This is a genomic window from Acidicapsa acidisoli (assembly GCF_025685625.1).
Lineage (GTDB): Bacteria > Acidobacteriota > Terriglobia > Terriglobales > Acidobacteriaceae > Acidicapsa > Acidicapsa acidisoli.
The window spans coordinates 748,254-764,433 of the sequence record NZ_JAGSYI010000002.1 but is presented as its reverse complement, the minus strand read 5'-3'; the positions used below and the strand labels follow the sequence as shown (position 1 = coordinate 764,433).

Below are 16,180 nucleotides of genomic sequence, written 5' to 3'. Positions count from 1 at the left end.
GTGTGCGCTAGCAGCTTGACGATTCTCTTACAATCCTGTCACAATTCACCGCGAAAGTTTGAGAAGGGTGTTCGTTGGTAGGTAAGTGAAGCCCTTTCATCGACAGACGAGGTCTCCGGACAAGTGACTTGCGCTCCGCAATTCAGAGGCCGGGGTGACAGACATGGCAACAGCAACTCTTTGCTTCGATCGTTTCTGGCGTAACGCTCGGCTTCATGCTGCATGGTCTCTTGTCGCGTTTCTGACCGGGCTCACCCCCCTTCTCATGGCGCAAAGCGCAATTCCCGCCCAGGTGCCTGTCTTTCAACCCTCCTCGGCCAGCGTCGGAGCAGAGTCTGCACTCTCTCCAGAAGAGCTTGGCGACCTCCAGATGGTACGCAAGCACTTTCAGGCCGCGCTTCAGGAATACATGCAGGTTTCCCCCAAGTCGGCCGCCGTGTGGAACAAGATCGGCATCGCTCAGCAGCAGATGTTCGTGACAGATGAAGCCAAAAAGAGTTATGAGACGGCTTTAAAGCTGGATCCAAAAAATGCGGATGTTATGAATAATCTCGGCTCGGTTTATTACTCCCGGAAAGAGTATGGCATCGCCGAACATATGTACCGCAAGGCGCTCAAAATCAAGCCTAAGTCGGCCCTGATTTACAAGAATTTGGGCACGGATCTGCTGGCGGAAAATAAGTTCAAGAAAGGCTGGGATTGTTATCAAGCCGCGCTGGGCATCGATCCTGAAGTGTTCGAGAGAGTAGGTCAGCTGCGCATTGGAGAACCCACTCCAACCCAGAAGCGCGGTGCCATGAACTATTATCTCGCCAAGAGCTACGCACGCGTTGGAATGCCCGACCGCGCGGTAGGATACCTGCGAATGGCCATCGACGAAGGCTTCACCGACCGCAAAAAGGTCCTCGCAGACAAGGAATTCGCTGGCCTGCGCGGCCTGTCCGCTTTCGAGCAACTTATTTCCGAGCAGCAAATCAGTAAACAAATTCAGTAAATGTGTCCGCCAGGTAAGTTGCCATTCAGGATCATGGTGAGCGCGTTCTACCGAACGGCATAATATGCGCTAATTAAGCGGTGATCTTACGTAACCCGGCGTGGCGGGCTCTTATGGTCCGCAGGGACAACCCGCTCGTCCGATGCCTGTCTTGTTGAATCTCCGCAATTACAGCGAGAGCAATCTCCGCCGAGCTATTTCCGCCAAGATCCAGTCCCATCGGCGCGTGTAGCTGCTCCATCCATCGTTCCACCTGAGAATCGACTCTGACATCCGGCACGCCATTATCCTGGGCGATAGAGAACAGCATATCGTAAGTGCGCCGGCGCGGTCCTAGCACGCCAATATAAGCTGGCTCCTCCTCCAGCAATCCTGTCAGTATCCGAGTATCCTGCTCAAGACTGTGGGTCATAACCGTCGCCGCGTCGGTCGGGAGAATTGTAAACCGCGCAGGTTCCCCCACACGCAGCACCTGCAAGTGATTCGCCTCCGGAAACCTCGTCTGCGTTACCAGATGAGAGCGTCCATCGGCCACAGCAACATACCATCCCAGTTGCCGCGCCTGCCGGACAAGCGGTATCGCGTCGTCTCCCGCCCCAAAGACAAAGAGCCCCGGTCGCGCCGCATTCCATTCAACGCCGACGGTGGCCATTCGCCCATCTCCGGTCTCAACAGTATGGGCGAAAGACCGCTGTCCTTGAAAACTCTGGTATGCCAATTCGGAAAGCGCACCGCCAATTTTGGCGCCGGCCTCATGGCCAGCCTCTTCTAGCTCAGACCCGCAATACGCGCGGTGCCCAATCCATTCTCCGTCGAGCACGGTAGAGATTGCCAAAGGAGTTCGTTCGTGGAAACTTACCGCGAGCCGCTTCAACAGCGCATCCGCTGTTGCGCTCCGCTCCAACAGTACATGGACAATGCCCCCGCAACCCATCCCATACGGAACGTCACCGTCCTCGGCACTGGTTGAGTAGCGCCGCACCACCGGCCCATCTTCGGTCCGCCAGAAGGCCTTGCGCGCAACCTCGGCCTCCAGACACCCGCCGCTGATCGTCCCCACCCGGCGTCCGTCGGCCGCAATCAGCATCCGTGCCCCAGTCTTGCGGTATCCCGAACCTTCGACCTTCACCACCGTGGCCAGGACGTACTCCGTCGCACTCTTCCGGAGGTCCTGCCACAGCGGCAATATCTGTTCGAGATCGGTCATAGAAAACGACTAGGCCTCGCGAATATCCGACTTGAGCAGGTCTTCGATCCGCACAGGCAGCTCCCGCACGCGAACTCCGGTTGCATGGTAAACAGCCGCCGTAATTGCCGGCGCGACGCCAGCCAATCCAATCTCCCCGACCCCGCGCGCTCCGTATTCGTTCATTGCCAGGTCAGGATGGTCCAGGAAAGTGACGTCAATGCTGGGCGAGTCGGCGCAAGTAGCCACTAGGTAATCGGCCATGCTGCCATTGATCGGCTGTCCGTTGCGCTGGTCGTAAACAGTTTGCTCCAGCAAGCCCATGCCCACGCCCATCACCACCGCGCCCATGATCTGGTTGGTCGCCGCCTTGCGGTTGATGATGCGGCCGCCGTCAATCACCGAAACTACGCGGCTCACGCGCAGCCGCGCAATCTCCGGCTCCCACTCCACTTCCACAAACTGGCAGCCGTACGAGTGCAGCGATAGATCCTTCGCCTTTGGATCTTCAAACGTCGGAATCGTCTTGCCTTCGCCTGTAATACCGCTCAGCCGTGCCAGCTTGACCACTTCTTCAAACGGAATTCCCGTGTGATATGGCTTGTCTGCGGCATGAACCCAACCCGAGGTTAGTTCCAGCTTTGCTGGTTCCACATTCTCATGAGGCGAGCCAGCCGTCGAGGCTGCCAACTGCAGCAGTGTTTTCTTCGCATTGGTCGCCGCCGCCGAAATCGAGGGCAGGGAACTGGCAGTTGCCCATGATCCGCCAGACATCGCCCCCTCCGGCAGACTGGAATCGCCCATGAAGACATCGATCCTGTCGAATGGAACGCCGAGCTTTTCCTGCATTACCTGCGCAAAGATCGTATAGGTTCCAGTCCCGATATCCTGCGTAGCCGAGCGAACGCATACGCGTCCATTCGCGCAAAGCTCCACTGTTGCCGAAGCGCCAAAACGGTACGCGCCCCAACTCGCCGCCGCCATTCCCCATCCAAGAATCTTGCCGTCCCGTCGCATGGAACCGACCGCTGGCGTTCGCTTGTCCCATCCAAACTTCTGCTTCCCGGTTTCGAGACACTCCTTCAAATGCCGCGAAGAGAACTGTTGCCCGGTCCCTTCGTCCTTCACCGGCTCATTGCGCAGCCGCAACTCCACCGGGTCCATCTTCAGCGCAATGGCCAACTCATCCATCGCCGATTCCATCGCAAACAGCCCCGGCACCGCGCCCGGACCACGCATCGGCGAAGGCGTGCCGATATTCCGCTGCACCAGCGCCGAGGTAATCTCAAGATTAGGCACACTATACAGATAAGGCGTGGCCTCGCCGCAGCCCTCGTCAATTTCGTCGATAAACGAAGTGTGATTCAGATAGTCCTGCCGCAGCGCAACCAGCTTGCCCTCGGCCGTCGCGCCGATCTTAATCTGCTGCTCGCAGCGCGGTCTGTGGCCCACATTCGAAAACATCATCCGCCGCGAAAGGCTTAGCTTCACCGGCCTCTTCAACTGCCGGGCAGCTACCGCCGCCATCGCCGAATGCGGCCATGGAAACAGCTTCCCGCCAAATCCCGAGCCAAGAAATCTGGTAATGACCTGCACATTCTCACGCGGCACGCCCAGAATCTGCGCGATGGCTAAGCGATGATTCACTACGCCCTGCGAAGTTTCGTACAGCGTCACATTTTCGCCGTCCCACGTCGCAACCGTCGCATGCATTTCAATCGGGTTGTGAGTCTCCACCGGGGTGATGTAGTTCTGATCGACCTTGAACGGCGCAGAGGCAAAAGCCCCGTCCACATCCCCGCGCTTCGAACCCGATTTACGCTTACCCGCGTAGTCGCTCAGGCTTGGATTCAGCGACTGAGGCCCAGTCGCATATTCAACCTTGACAGCCTGCGCAGCTTCGGTCGCCTGCTCCAGCGTTTCGGCAACCACAACGGCAACATACTGTCCCCAGTAATAAATCTTCTCGTCTTCAAACGGCGACCGCGCCTCCGACGAAGTCGCACTGAAGTCATTCGGCACCACGCGATAAAGCTTGTCGATGTTGCCATGATGCAGCACCAGCAGAACTCCAGGCATCTTCTCCGCGACAGATACATCGATCCGCTTGATGCTTCCGCTGGCAATCGTACTCTGCACCGGCACCGCGTGAGCCAACCCTTCAAAGTGAAAATCTGCCGCATACTGCGCAGATCCGGTCGTCTTGAGCGGCCCGTCAATGCGTGGCACCGAAGCGCCAATCACCGCAGCTCCTGTAACGACTTTGCCCGTTTCATCGACTGCATCAAACACGCTAGCCATTGTTAAATCTCCTTACGTACTTCCGCTCTAAGCAGTCGCCATCTTCAGCGCGCGCACCACGCAGCGCTTCGCCAGTTCCACTTTGAAAGCATTCTCCGGATGCGTCCTGGCTCCCTTGAGTGCCGCCTCCGCAGCCGCATGGAAGGTCGCCACACTCGGAGCCTTCCCTGTCAAAGCCACCTCCGCCCCATGCGAACGCCACGGGCGCGTTCCCACTCCGCCCATCGCCACGCGCACCGAGCGAATACGCCCATCTTCCACATGCGCAACCACCGCAGCCGAAGCCAGCGCAAATTCATACGAAGCACGATCGCGCAGCTTCAGATACACCTGCTTCGTATCGGCAACAGGAGGCAGCGTGACATGCGTAATGAGGTCGCCCGGCTCAAGCACATTCTCAATCTCCGGAGTATCCCCCGGCAGCTTGTAGAACTCGCCAATCGCAATCTCCCGCGTGCCCTTCGCGCCCTGTACATGAATCACAGCTTCCAGCGCTGTCATCGCCACGCACATATCGGAAGGGTGTGTAGCAATGCAATGATCGCTCGTTCCGAGAATCGCCATCATACGGTGATGACCTTCCATCGCCGCGCATCCGCTGCCGGGATCGCGCTTGTTGCATGCTCCCGAACTAGGATCGCGGAAGTAAGGACACCGCGTCCGTTGCAGCAGATTTCCGCCCGTCGTCGCCATATTGCGCAACTGCGGCGAGGCGCCCGAAAGGAGTGCCTGCGACAGAACCGCATAGTTCTTCAGCACCTCGGGATGATTCGCAAGATCGCTGTTGCGCACCATCGCCCCAATCTTCAGCCCGCCATTCGGCAGCACTTCCACCTGGTCCAGCGGTAGCGCCGTCACATCCACCAAAGCAGACGGCAACTCCACGCCCAGCTTCATCAGATCCACCAGCGTCGTTCCACCAGCAATAAAACGCCCACTTGAGCTAACAGCCTTGTCGATAGTAGAAGGCTGCTCATAAGTAAAGTTATGCATCGTAACCCCCTGATTCGGTTCCAGGTTTTTTAAGAAACGCTTGTGTTGGAAGCATGGCCGCGCACCTGCTGCACCGCCGCCACGATATTCGGATAAGCTCCGCAACGGCAAATATTGCCAGCCATACCGTGCTTCACGTCCTCATCCGTAGGTCCAATCGGTTCCTTCAATAGCGCCACAGCAGACATAATCTGTCCCGAAGTGCAATAGCCGCACTGATAGCCGTCATGCTCCACAAAAGCCGCTTGCATCGGATGCAGATTGCCCGGCTGTCCAAGGCCCTCAATGGTTGTAACTTCCTTGCCTGCAACCATCACTGCCAGCGTCAGGCACGAGTTCACCCTGCGCCCGTTGACATGCACCGTGCAGGCCCCGCATTGACCGTGATCGCATCCCTTCTTGGTGCCAGTCAGATAAATTCGCTCGCGCAACAGATCCAACAGGGTAACCCGAGGCTCTAGCCCGCTGAGGTCGTAGCTCTTCCCGTTCACCAGCACGGTCGATGCTGCCGCGGACGAACCTGATTCCGGTTGTGCACCAGCTGGCGCTTCCACTCCCGCAGCCATTGCCAGCGGAGAAGCGCTCGCGACCAATCCCGCTGCTCCGAGCCCGGATAAAAAGCTTCGCCGGCTCACCCGCCCCTTGAGGCCATGCTCTTCCGAGTGCGCCGCTTCTGTGAGTGGCTCTAACCCCAGCAAGTGCTGGTCGTCTCGCAATTTTGGTCCGTCTGCCATCGCTCTTCTCCAATACATCGTGTGTCAGCTCATCGGGAACGATCAGCCCACTTCTGAAATGATTCCACGCTGCCCTTGGGGTTCATCTTACATATTTCTTACACGAACCCACAAAGATTGATTCCACGCAAAACTCTCACCGTCATACCGTATCCTGCATGATAGTGCCGATGACGAATTCCAAGGAAACTAAGTTGCCAGATCCCGTATCACACTCAGAAGACAGCCTGTTTCAACAAATGTTGACGGTAGCTTTCAAAGAAGCCCAACAAGGTCTCGCCGAAGGCGGAATCCCAATCGGCGCAGCGCTGTTCACGCAGCAGGGCCAACTCCTCAGCAGCGGACACAACCGCCGCGTCCAGGACGGCGATCCTTCCATCCACGGCGAAACCGATGCCTTCCGCCGCGCGGGCCGTCAGGTTTCGTACCGTAACCTCGTAATGGTCACCACCCTCGCTCCTTGTTGGTATTGCAGCGGCCTGATCCGTCAGTTCCGCATCGGAACCCTCGTCGTCGGCGAAAGCCGCAACTTCCAGGGAGGTGTCGCGTGGCTGCGAGAAAACGGCATCCGCGTCATCGACCTCGACAGCCAGGAGTGCGTCGACCTGCTGTCCGGCTATATCGCAGCACATCCTGAAATCTGGAATGAAGACATAGGCGAATTGCCTCCCGCATAGATCCTTCAACCTCTCACGAAAATAGAAGAATCGCGTTGCGTACAAAAATAATCCTTGACTTTTGATTATAGGCATAGCCATTCTATGCCTGTGAATGCTATGCCTAAAAACGAAATGCCTAAGTCCGGAATGCCTTCCGGAGCCCTGGCCATGCTGATCCTGCGCGTCCTCCACTCCGGCCCACTCCACGGATACGCCATCGCCCAGCGCATCCACGTCCTTTCCAGCGAGGTTCTGGAGGTCGAAGAAGGTTCGCTCTATCCCGCCTTGCAAAAAATCCTGCTCAAAGGCTGGGCTTCGGCCGAATGGGGAATCTCCGAAACCAACCGGAAAGTCCGCTTCTACCGCCTCACCCTTGCTGGCAAAAAGCAACTTGAAGCGGAACTCAAGGACTACGATCGCGTAACCCAGGCCATTCAATCCGTACTGCGCACCGCCTGAGAGGCAAGGTCCACGAAAGGCCCAACCATGGAAAAGATCGGAGAAATCCTCCGCCGCATCGGCTATCTGCTTACCCGTAACCGCCAGCGCCGCGAACTCGAAGCAGAAATGGCCTTCCACCGCGAAATGGCCGAGCGCGCCGGCCGCCCGGAAGCGAAACGCACCTTCGGCAACCAAGTCCGTCTGCAAGAGCAAGCCCGGGAAGCCTGGGGCTGGACCTGGCTTGAATGGTTCGACCGCCTCTTTCAGGACCTGGCCTACGCCGCACGCACGCTTCGCCGTTCACCCGGCTTCACGCTGAGCGCGATCCTTGTTCTGGCCGTCGGAATAGGCGTGAACGTAACCGCCTTCAGCCTCTTTAATCTCATGGTTCTTCAATATTTACCTGTGCGCGATCCAGCATCGCTCGTCCGCCTCCAGCGCCGTTCTCCGGATGCGTCCACCAACACGATTTCCTACTCGTCAATGATCTTCTACCGCGATCACGCTAAGACACTCTCTGCCGTGATCGGCACCCTGGGTACGAGCGGCCTGCAGCTCGAAAACGATGTCCAGCCGGTTTCTGACAACTTCGTAACTGCCAACTACTTCTCCGAACTCGGCACCCACTCGGCTCTCGGCCGCCTCATCGATCCTCAACAGGACGATGCGCCCACCGCAGCTCCAGTCGTGGTCCTCAGTTATGGCCTCTGGCAACGGCGTTTCGGTTCTGATCCCAACATCGCAGGCAAGATCGTCCACATCAATCACAAGCCCGCCACAGTCATCGGAGTCACCCCCAACGCGCTCGCGTCTCTCGGCGGCCAGCACCCCGATCTTTGGTTCCCGATCCTTCAGATTCCCTACTTCATCCAGGGCAACACCGCCCTCACAGACGAGGGCTCAAGTGGGCCAGCCGAGATGTGGGGACGGCTCGCCCCCGGCGTCTCTGCAAAAGCCGCCGAACAGGAACTGCTCGCACTCACCAATCAACTGCGCAAAATCCATCCGAAAGACATCTGGGACAACGAATACATCCGCAGCGATCCCGGTGGCCACGATCAACTGATGCAGCCCGAACTGCTAACTGCCGTAACCATGGCCGGTTCCCTCGTTCTGCTCATTCTCGCGGTCGCCTGCGCCAACCTTGGCGGACTGCTCCTCGCCCGCGGCGTTGCCCGGGAACACGAAATTAGTATCCGTGTAGCCATTGGCGCCAACCGCAACCGCATCTTCCGCCAGCTATTTACCGAAAGCCTGCTGCTCTCGTCTCTAGGTTCCTTCGCCGGGCTGCTTCTTGGCTATGTGGTCATGCGCATCACCATCGTCCATGCCGACGCGCCCTTGTGGATGACAGCAACGCCCGACTGGCGCGTCATCGCTTTCACCGTATGCATCGGATTCTTCGCAGCCGTCCTCTTCGGGTTTGCACCTGCGTTGCAGATCGCCCGCCAGCGCCATCGCAAGACCACCGCCCGTCAGGTTTTGCTCGGCGCACAGATAGCAGCAAGTTGCGTGCTCCTCATCGTCGCAGGCCTGCTGGTACGGGCCCTGCAACACGCTCTTTACACAAACCCCGGCTTCGGCTACGAGCAGGTAGTCGCAATCGATCCGGGCCTCGGAACCCATGGTTACAAGCCAGCCGAAGCCCGCAACTATCTCGAACGATTCTCAGATCGCCTGCGCGCAATCCCCGGCGTCACCTCTGTTGCGCTCACCTCCATGCCGCCTCTTGGGCACGTCCGTGTCTCCACCATCTCCAACACTATTAACGGGCATGAGGTACGCATCTTCCCCTTTCAGGTTGATCCCGCATTCTTCTCGACCATGCAGATTCCGATTGTGCGCGGACGCAACTTTCTTCCTGGGGAGAATCACGCGGTCATCATCAGCGACACCCTCGCCCGCAAACAGTGGCCCGGCGAAGACCCTCTCGGCAAGCAGGACGCCAGCGGTTCCAGCCCCGGCGATACGGTCGTCGGAGTCGTAGCCAATGCGCGCTTGATCGACATGCAGGATGGCGACACTGTCGAGCTATATCACGCAGCGAAGGAGGCGGACATGACCGATCTGGTCGTGTTAGTCAAGACGGCCGGCACGCCTGAAAGCCTAGCTCCAACAATCCGATCTATAGCACAAAGCCTCGATCCAAAGCTCTTTCCGGACATCCGCCTTCTCAAAGGCGAGTTCCGCGACGCTACCCGTGGCTCCGAAAATATCGCAAAGATCGTAAGTCTTCTCGGCGGTGTCGCCGTTCTCCTTGCGGGCCTCGGGATTCTTGGCCTGGTCGCGTACACCGTCTCTCAGCGCACTAAAGACATCGCTATCCGCATCGCTTTGGGGTCCAGTCACTCTAAAGTTCTGGCATCCGTGCTGAGTCAGTTCTCCTGGCCAGTTTTTTTCGGACTGATCACCGGCGTTGGCTTCACCGCCGCACTCTCGCACGTACTTCGTCGTGTGCTCTACGGCGTCAGCAATCTCGATCTCGCCAGCTACGCCGCTGCAATCGGCGTCCTTCTCGCGATCATTGTGGTCGCCGCTCTCGTTCCGGCCAGACGCGCCCTCAAACTGGACGTCGCCCGCGCACTCCATCAGGAATAGCACCGCACAGCGCCACGATGAAAGGCTTCGCTGGACGCGGCCATCCTCATGCCGCACAATGGCAGCTATGCTCAGGTTCCAGCTTTCGGCCGTCCTGCTCACCGCAACTCTCGCCGCATCCACATCAGCCGCAGCTCAGCAACCGCCCGCGGCTCTGACCGCCGACCCACCCGCAGACAAGGCGAATCCCGCCAAAATGGATGCCTTCCAGATTCCCAGCCATGGCGCGCAACTGAACGCGATCGCCTATCTGGCCTCCGGCGTTGGCCCGCACCCGGTCGTAATCGTCCTTCACGGCTTCCCGGGCAATGAGAAGAACCTCGATCTAGCTCAATCGATTCGCCGCGCTGGCTGGAACGCCATTTTCTTCGACTATCGCGGCAGTTGGGGCTCGCCGGGCTCATTTTCCTTCGCCAATTCCATCGAAGACACGGTCGCAGCCATAGCCTACCTGCGCGATCCGGCCAACGCAACTCGCCTGCGCACCGACCCAAAACGCATCGCCCTCGTCGGCCATAGCATGGGCGGATTCATGGCAGCCTACGCAGGCGCGCAAGACCCTGCAATCCTTGGAATCGGGCTCATTTCAGCAGCCAACATGAGTGACTGGGCAGGCGGCTATGTCCCGGCGGACCACGAAGCCGCCAATCGCACCCGGCTCCTCAAGAGCCTCGCCGACAACGACATCCTGCCGCTGGCGGGCTGCACGGCAGAGAGTCTCGCTGACGAGATGCTCTCCCACCGCAAGCAGTGGAATTTTGTCGATTACGCCGCGATGTTCGGCAACCGCCCGCTCCTGCTCATCACCTCAGACGACGGCCTCTCTCCCGCAGCCACTCGCCTTGCGACCACGGTCCGAGCCTTGGGCGGCACCCATGTTACCGAGCAACACTTCCAGACAGACCACTCTTATTCGGATCAGCGCATTGCCCTTCAGGTCGCTGTACTCAACTGGCTGGCGACCTTGCAATAACGAGAGTCCAATGGCTAGAAACGGTAAGCAATGCCGCCGGAGGCGCGACCATTCGCCCGGGTGTGCGGAGATTCGCCAGAAGTACCATAGCTCTGAACAAAGGAGGACAGAATGTCGTCCCCGGACACACGCACGGCCCAATGCTTCTTGACGGTGTATTCAATTCCGCCGCCGAAGGCATAGGCAAACGAAATATCCGGCGTTTCGCCCGCGTTGCTGGTGTGCGCTCCGCCAAACATCACATGCAGAAATCCGGTGAGCCTGTCGGAGGGAATATAAAACTCCGGTCCGGCCAGAAATGTCGTGACCGTCGGCGTCACCAATCCGTGCGAGTCACCGTAGTCGCCAAAATCCACCACCCCGCCAAACCACTTCTTGAGCTTCGCATCCGCGCCGACATTGAAGCCGACCAGGGCCGAAGAACTCTTCACCTGGTTTGCGCTGGAATAGTCCGCTCCAGCAAAGATCTCGTACCGCGCAAACTCCGGAGCCGTGTCCGCCGCCGCAGGCTTGGCCACCTGGCCGAAAAGAGACATGGGCAACAACGCAAAAGCAGACAGCAAAAACTTACCCTTCACCAAAGATCTCCTCAAATCCATCCCTCAACTCAAATATTTGCCTGATGTGCCTGATCGATATTGCTTAAATCGTTTAGACGGTCCAAACGGCAAACCGGGGCTCTCATTCAGCTTAACAGTCTGAATTCGCGTTGCACCCTCATCCGGTCTGCTTCTCCTTGTCCAGGTACCAGGGAATATTAATCACCACGATATTGCGGTTGCCGCGCACCAGAAGCAGCACTTTCAGCAGATCGGCCCTGCGATTGTGCATCAGGTTCTCCCACCAGTGCCGCACCACCAGCTCCGGGACAAGTACGCAAACCCGCTGCGCCTCGTCCGCCGGGCAGATTTCGAGAATGTAATCTAGGAGCGGTTGCAGAATATAACGAAACGAGGACTTCCGCACCACCAGCTTCGGCACGGGCTTTTGAGCTGCTTCGAGAGGAGCTACCACCAGCTTTGGCCAATCGGAGCTGATCTTGTCGTCCTCGTCACCGACCTGAATGTGCACGCAACGGACATCGGATGATAGCGACAGAGCGAACGTCAGAGCCTTTTCCGAAATGCGGCTCCAGCGGTCAATGGGCATCACAACAATCGGCTCCTCAACGTGGGCTGCAATCAACGGCGCTTCCAGCGCAGTCTCCCGTTCCACGCGGTCATAGTGCCGCCGCACTGCCCGCATCAAAAGGATCATCCCCGGAATCAGCAGTGCCGTAATCCACGCGCCCGAGACGAACTTCGTCACCAGCACCACCAGCGTGGTTACGCCAGTCGCAAGCGCACCCACGCCGTTCACTACACTTTTTAAGGACGCGCCCCCCTGCCGCCGCCAATGCATCACCATCCCCGCCTGCGAAAGCGTAAAGGCCATGAAAGCCCCAATCGCATACAGCGGAATCAGCCGGTCCGTCACCCCGCCGAAGATAATCAGCAGCGTCGCAGTCAGCGCCACCAGCACATAAATTCCCCACGAATACAGCAATCGCCGCCCGCGCAGCAGAAAGACATGCGGAAGATAGTTATGCAGGGCAATAGCACGGGTCAGGCGAGGGAAGTCCGCAAAGGCCGTATTAGCCGACAGCGCCAGCACCAGCAGGATCGATGCGATAGTCAAGTAATAGAACCATCCCTGCCCCATCACCGCCCGCGTCAACATCGAGAGCACACTCTCGTAATGTGCCCCATCCGGGTCGGTCGCCGCCACGCCATACGCCCGGCAGAGCAGGGCAATCCCCAGCAGCAGAACGCACAACAGTGCGATGATGATCGTCAGCGTCTTCTTGGCATTGCCGCAGGCCGGCTCGCGGAAAGCCATCACCCCATTGCTCACCGCCTCCACCCCTGTCATCGCCGTGCAACCGGAAGAAAAAACCTTCAGCAGCAGCCAAAGCGAGAGCGCCGCTGTCGCGGGAGCAGGTGAAGGCAGCGGCGTCACCGGATGCGGATGCCCGCCACTCGCCAGAATCTGCCAACCGCCCACGCCGATGATGATCAGCAACGTGATCAGAAACAGGTATGTGGGAATCATGAACACGACGCCCGTGTCATGCACCCCGCGCATGTTCACCAGGGTCAGCAGTGCGAGAATTCCCAGGCAGATCGCAAGCGTATGCGGTTGCAGCGATGGCGCAGCCGAGATCAGCGCGCCCACGCCAGCCGAGATTCCCACCGCCGCCGTGAGAACGTAATCGATCATCAACGCAGCCGCCGCAAGCAATCCCGCGCCATCCCCCAGATTCTCGCTCGCAACGGTAAACGAGCCGCCTCCCTGCGGATAGGCCTCAATCGTCTGCCGGTAGCTGAAATAGACAAGAATCAGCAGCCCGAGGATCGCCAGACTGATCGGCACAATCTCCTTCACGCCCAGCAGTCCCAGCGGAATCAGCAGCGTCAATGCCGCTTCAGGTCCATACGCAGCCGAACTGAGCGCATCCAGCCCAAAGATGGGGATACCCGCAATCGGGCCAATATGCTCCGCGCGTTCCTCCGAAGTTGCGAGGGGCCGGCCAAGCAAAAGATTGAGAACATTGGGGCGTGTCGCCATCGAAAATGACCCTCAGGCAGCCCCCTTGGCTTCAGGTTCTGCCGAGGGAATTCTCTCACGGCGCTGTTGCAGATTCTGTCTTGCTTTCCACCTTGCCCGCAGGCACCGTAAAAAGGAACCGGCTGCCCTTACCCGGTTCGCTTTCGGCCCAGATGCGGCCTCCATGCTGCTGCACGATCCGGCGGCATATCGCCAGACCCAATCCCGTTCCACCCAGCGCCCGCGAGTCGGACGCATCGCCTTGCTGGAATCGTTCAAAGATCATATCCAGCTTGTCCTGCGGAATCCCGCGCCCCTGGTCCTCAATGATGATGCAAACCTCATCCAGACCGCTCTCAGACTTACGCTCAAGGTTGCGCTTAAGCGCCTGTGCCGTCAGTTTGATGATCGTCTGCGGAGGTGAAAACTTGATTGCATTGGAAACCAGCTCCGCGAGCACCTGCAAAATGCGATCCTGGTCCACATAAACCAGCACCTTCGATGGCGTATCAAATCGAAAAGTGATCTGCGCTTTGAGCGCCGCCTCATGTTCGACATCTGCCGCGCGTCGAAGAATGTCGCCCGCCTGCAGCACCTCGCAGTGCAGCGGCATACCGCCTTTCTCCACGCGTTCAAAGTCCAGAATGTCGTTGACCAGCCGCACCAGCCGGTCGCAATTGCCGATCGCGACCTCAAGCATCTGTTTCTGCTTCTCCGGGCGCTTGTCCAGCGAGCCGGAAGAGATCAGTCCCAGCGATGCGCGCAGGGAAGTCAGTGGGGTGCGCAGCTCATGGCTCACAGTGGAGATGAATTCGTCCTTCATCTTCTCAAGCCGACGTCGTTCTGATACGTCTTGGAAAGCTACTACCATACCGGCAATTGCCCCTTCATCAATCAATGGACTTGCAATATATTCCACAGGAATCGTGGTCCCATCTTTTCGCCAGAAGACATCATCTCGAATGCGAACTCCCTCCCGGCGTCGCAATCCAAGGAGAATGGGGCAGTTCGCCTTGGAATGCTGGGTGCCATCGGCATGACTGTGGTGAATCAACTCGTGAATATCTTTTCCGCGCATCTCTTCTGCTGTGTAGCCCAGCATTTTCGCCGCGGCTGGATTGATAAAACTAAATTTTCCTTCCAGATCCATCCCGTAAATGCCATCGCCGACCGCGGCCAGAATTAACTCCCGCTGACGTCTCACCAGGTTGAGCTGATCTCCGGCGTCATTCTGCTCGGTCACATCCATCCCGTGCGTCAGCACAAAAGAGGAGTTGCTGGGTATATCCATCCGGCGGCTGCGAAAAGCAATCTGGCGCTCACTTCCGTCCTTGCTCAGAATCGGAATCGTTCCCTGGTATTCGCCGGTCTTGATCACCGTCTTCAGACTCTCGGCAAAGCTCTCCAACCCCGCCTTGCTCAAGAGGCCCGAGAGAGGCTTCCCGATCAGGTCCTCCGTACGATACCCGAGACTTTCCGCCGTATACGTGTTCAACGACGTCAGCCGGCCCTCCAGCGTACAGGTAAAAACGAAACCAAGACTGTTCTCGACCACTTGTTTATACCGCGTCTCGCTCGTCAGCAGCGCCTGCTCTGCCTGCCGCTGCCCGGTCACATCCCGGCCACTGACAATCAGGTACTGCACCTCGGTCCCCGCGTCGAGTCCCAAGCCAGCACCCGTTCCACTGCCGGGCCCAATTCCAGATCCAATCCCCGGTCCAATCAAGGGCCGCAGGGTCCAACTGACCCTTCGCGGCGAACCGTGCGCGGTCCGCCACAAATTCTCATAAGGTCCAACCGTCTGCCCCGCAGACGCCAGCGCAACCTTGTCCTGCGCCCAGCCTCTGGCCTCGCGCTCCACCAGAACTTCTTCCACAAACGGCCGGCCTACAATCTCGCCAAGCTTCAATCCGGTCAATTCTTCCGCCGGGCGATTAAACCGCACCATCCGCCCCGCCGTATCCAGCACCGCAACCAGCGCCGGAATCGAATCCAGCGTCGCAGACACAAAATTCCGCTCAATCGCAAGCGCCCGTTCCAGCCGCTGCCGGGAACGTTGCGCCTGTTCCTGCGCCGCAGTCCGGTTGTATAACTCAACCCGTGTCACCGCCTGGCGCGCCAGAATGCTGATCAGGCTGATGTGCTCCGGGCTGAAACGTCCGGGCTCAATCGCCAATACCGCCAGAGTTCCGATAATCCTGTTTCCCGGCCCAATCAGCGGAATGCCAAGATACGACCGGCAGGGTAGCGCATTCTCCAGCTCGACCCCTTCGGCCCGAAAACGGCTGTCCTCAGCCGTGTCCCGCAAAAGCAACGGTGCGCCCTGCTGCATCATCCATTGGCAGGCTGTCGTCGTCCGCTCCTGCTCCCGCGCCAAAAAGCCATAGGTGCACTTGAACCACAACTTGCGGGAATCCAGCCAGCCCAGGTACGCATAGTCCGCGCCCGAAAGCACCGCCGCCAGCCGCACCAGCTCCTCCAGAGCGGGGTCCGGATTACGGTCGAAGACCTCGTGCTCCGGAGCCGAAGCCACAACTCGGCTTTCCGGCCGGGTTTTATCTTCAATTAGAGACATGACGGCCATTTACCAACGAAATTCAGTATGGCTGAAAGGCAACGAATTGGAACTCGCACAAACGGGTCAGCAAACCCCACGGCACCCATCCAACAGAAGTAATGTCAGATGCAGGCAATTCCCGATCTAAATACAGTACC

General features: G+C 58.5%; 12 protein-coding genes. 5 read left to right on the top strand and 7 right to left on the bottom strand.

Annotation, left to right across the window (positions count from 1 at the left end; translation table 11 throughout):
* Positions 1 to 163 precede the first annotated feature (163 nt).
* Complete coding sequence (locus OHL23_RS13215) at positions 164 to 994, top strand: tetratricopeptide repeat protein (protein ID WP_263352352.1); 831 nt, start codon at positions 164 to 166, stop codon at positions 992 to 994.
* Positions 995 to 1,067: 73 nt separating this feature from the next.
* On the opposite strand, the gene OHL23_RS13210 is transcribed toward OHL23_RS13215, so the two are convergent.
* The 4 genes from OHL23_RS13210 to OHL23_RS13195 are packed head-to-tail and all read right to left on the bottom strand — an operon-like array spanning position 1,068 to position 6,208.
* Entirely contained in the window at positions 1,068 to 2,201 is a 1,134-nt protein-coding gene (locus OHL23_RS13210; protein ID WP_263352351.1) for an XdhC family protein, read from the bottom strand.
* A 9-nt stretch (positions 2,202 to 2,210) separates the two neighbouring features.
* Positions 2,211 to 4,481, bottom strand: coding sequence for a xanthine dehydrogenase family protein molybdopterin-binding subunit (locus tag OHL23_RS13205; RefSeq protein ID WP_263352350.1), 2,271 nt, complete (start codon positions 4,479 to 4,481; stop codon positions 2,211 to 2,213).
* A 27-nt stretch (positions 4,482 to 4,508) separates the two neighbouring features.
* Entirely contained in the window at positions 4,509 to 5,474 is a 966-nt protein-coding gene (locus OHL23_RS13200) for an FAD binding domain-containing protein (protein WP_263352349.1), read from the bottom strand.
* Positions 5,475 to 5,503: 29 nt separating this feature from the next.
* A complete protein-coding gene (locus OHL23_RS13195) occupies positions 5,504 to 6,208 on the bottom strand; it encodes a (2Fe-2S)-binding protein (RefSeq protein ID WP_263352348.1) in 705 nt (234 codons plus the stop codon).
* A gap of 194 nt (positions 6,209 to 6,402) precedes the next feature.
* On the opposite strand from OHL23_RS13195, the gene OHL23_RS13190 reads away from it, so the two are divergent.
* From OHL23_RS13190 to OHL23_RS13175, 4 genes are all read left to right on the top strand, one after another.
* Positions 6,403 to 6,885 (top strand): nucleoside deaminase, encoded by a 483-nt coding sequence (locus OHL23_RS13190; protein WP_263352347.1) that lies wholly within the window; start codon positions 6,403 to 6,405, stop codon positions 6,883 to 6,885.
* Positions 6,886 to 6,984: 99 nt separating this feature from the next.
* A complete protein-coding gene (locus OHL23_RS13185) occupies positions 6,985 to 7,326 on the top strand; it encodes a PadR family transcriptional regulator (protein ID WP_263352346.1) in 342 nt (113 codons plus the stop codon).
* Positions 7,327 to 7,353: 27 nt separating this feature from the next.
* Positions 7,354 to 9,906: an ABC transporter permease gene (locus OHL23_RS13180; protein ID WP_263352345.1), complete on the top strand. Its 2,553-nt coding sequence runs from the start codon at positions 7,354 to 7,356 to the stop codon at positions 9,904 to 9,906.
* A 67-nt stretch (positions 9,907 to 9,973) separates the two neighbouring features.
* Complete coding sequence (locus OHL23_RS13175; protein ID WP_263352344.1) at positions 9,974 to 10,879, top strand: alpha/beta hydrolase family protein; 906 nt, start codon at positions 9,974 to 9,976, stop codon at positions 10,877 to 10,879.
* 14 nt (positions 10,880 to 10,893) lie between these two features.
* Here the strand turns inward: OHL23_RS13175 and OHL23_RS13170 are convergent, their stop codons facing one another.
* The 3 genes from OHL23_RS13170 to OHL23_RS13160 form a co-directional block, all read right to left on the bottom strand.
* The gene (locus OHL23_RS13170) at positions 10,894 to 11,457 is read right to left on the bottom strand and encodes a hypothetical protein (protein WP_263352343.1); all 564 of its coding nucleotides are present in this window, start codon (positions 11,455 to 11,457) and stop codon (positions 10,894 to 10,896) included.
* Positions 11,458 to 11,596: 139 nt separating this feature from the next.
* Positions 11,597 to 13,486 (bottom strand): APC family permease, encoded by a 1,890-nt coding sequence (locus OHL23_RS13165; protein WP_263352342.1) that lies wholly within the window; start codon positions 13,484 to 13,486, stop codon positions 11,597 to 11,599.
* 55 nt (positions 13,487 to 13,541) lie between these two features.
* Positions 13,542 to 16,040 carry a PAS domain S-box protein gene (locus OHL23_RS13160; RefSeq protein ID WP_263352341.1) on the bottom strand — a complete coding sequence of 833 codons (2,499 nt, stop codon included), beginning with the start codon at positions 16,038 to 16,040 and terminating at the stop codon, positions 13,542 to 13,544.
* Positions 16,041 to 16,180 lie beyond the last annotated feature (140 nt).

What these genes read in the sequence shown, in the direction of transcription:
- OHL23_RS13215 (WP_263352352.1), top strand. Translation starts at nt 164, where the DNA reads ATGGCAACAGCAACTCTTTGCTTCGATCGTTTCTGGCGTAACGCTCGG.
- OHL23_RS13210 (WP_263352351.1), bottom strand. Translation starts at nt 2,201, where the DNA reads ATGACCGATCTCGAACAGATATTGCCGCTGTGGCAGGACCTCCGGAAG.
- OHL23_RS13205 (WP_263352350.1), bottom strand. Translation starts at nt 4,481, where the DNA reads ATGGCTAGCGTGTTTGATGCAGTCGATGAAACGGGCAAAGTCGTTACA.
- OHL23_RS13200 (WP_263352349.1), bottom strand. Translation starts at nt 5,474, where the DNA reads ATGCATAACTTTACTTATGAGCAGCCTTCTACTATCGACAAGGCTGTT.
- OHL23_RS13195 (WP_263352348.1), bottom strand. Translation starts at nt 6,208, where the DNA reads ATGGCAGACGGACCAAAATTGCGAGACGACCAGCACTTGCTGGGGTTA.
- OHL23_RS13185 (WP_263352346.1), top strand. Translation starts at nt 6,985, where the DNA reads ATGCCTAAAAACGAAATGCCTAAGTCCGGAATGCCTTCCGGAGCCCTG.
- OHL23_RS13180 (WP_263352345.1), top strand. Translation starts at nt 7,354, where the DNA reads ATGGAAAAGATCGGAGAAATCCTCCGCCGCATCGGCTATCTGCTTACC.
- OHL23_RS13175 (WP_263352344.1), top strand. Translation starts at nt 9,974, where the DNA reads ATGCTCAGGTTCCAGCTTTCGGCCGTCCTGCTCACCGCAACTCTCGCC.
- OHL23_RS13165 (WP_263352342.1), bottom strand. Translation starts at nt 13,486, where the DNA reads ATGGCGACACGCCCCAATGTTCTCAATCTTTTGCTTGGCCGGCCCCTC.
- OHL23_RS13160 (WP_263352341.1), bottom strand. Translation starts at nt 16,040, where the DNA reads ATGTCTCTAATTGAAGATAAAACCCGGCCGGAAAGCCGAGTTGTGGCT.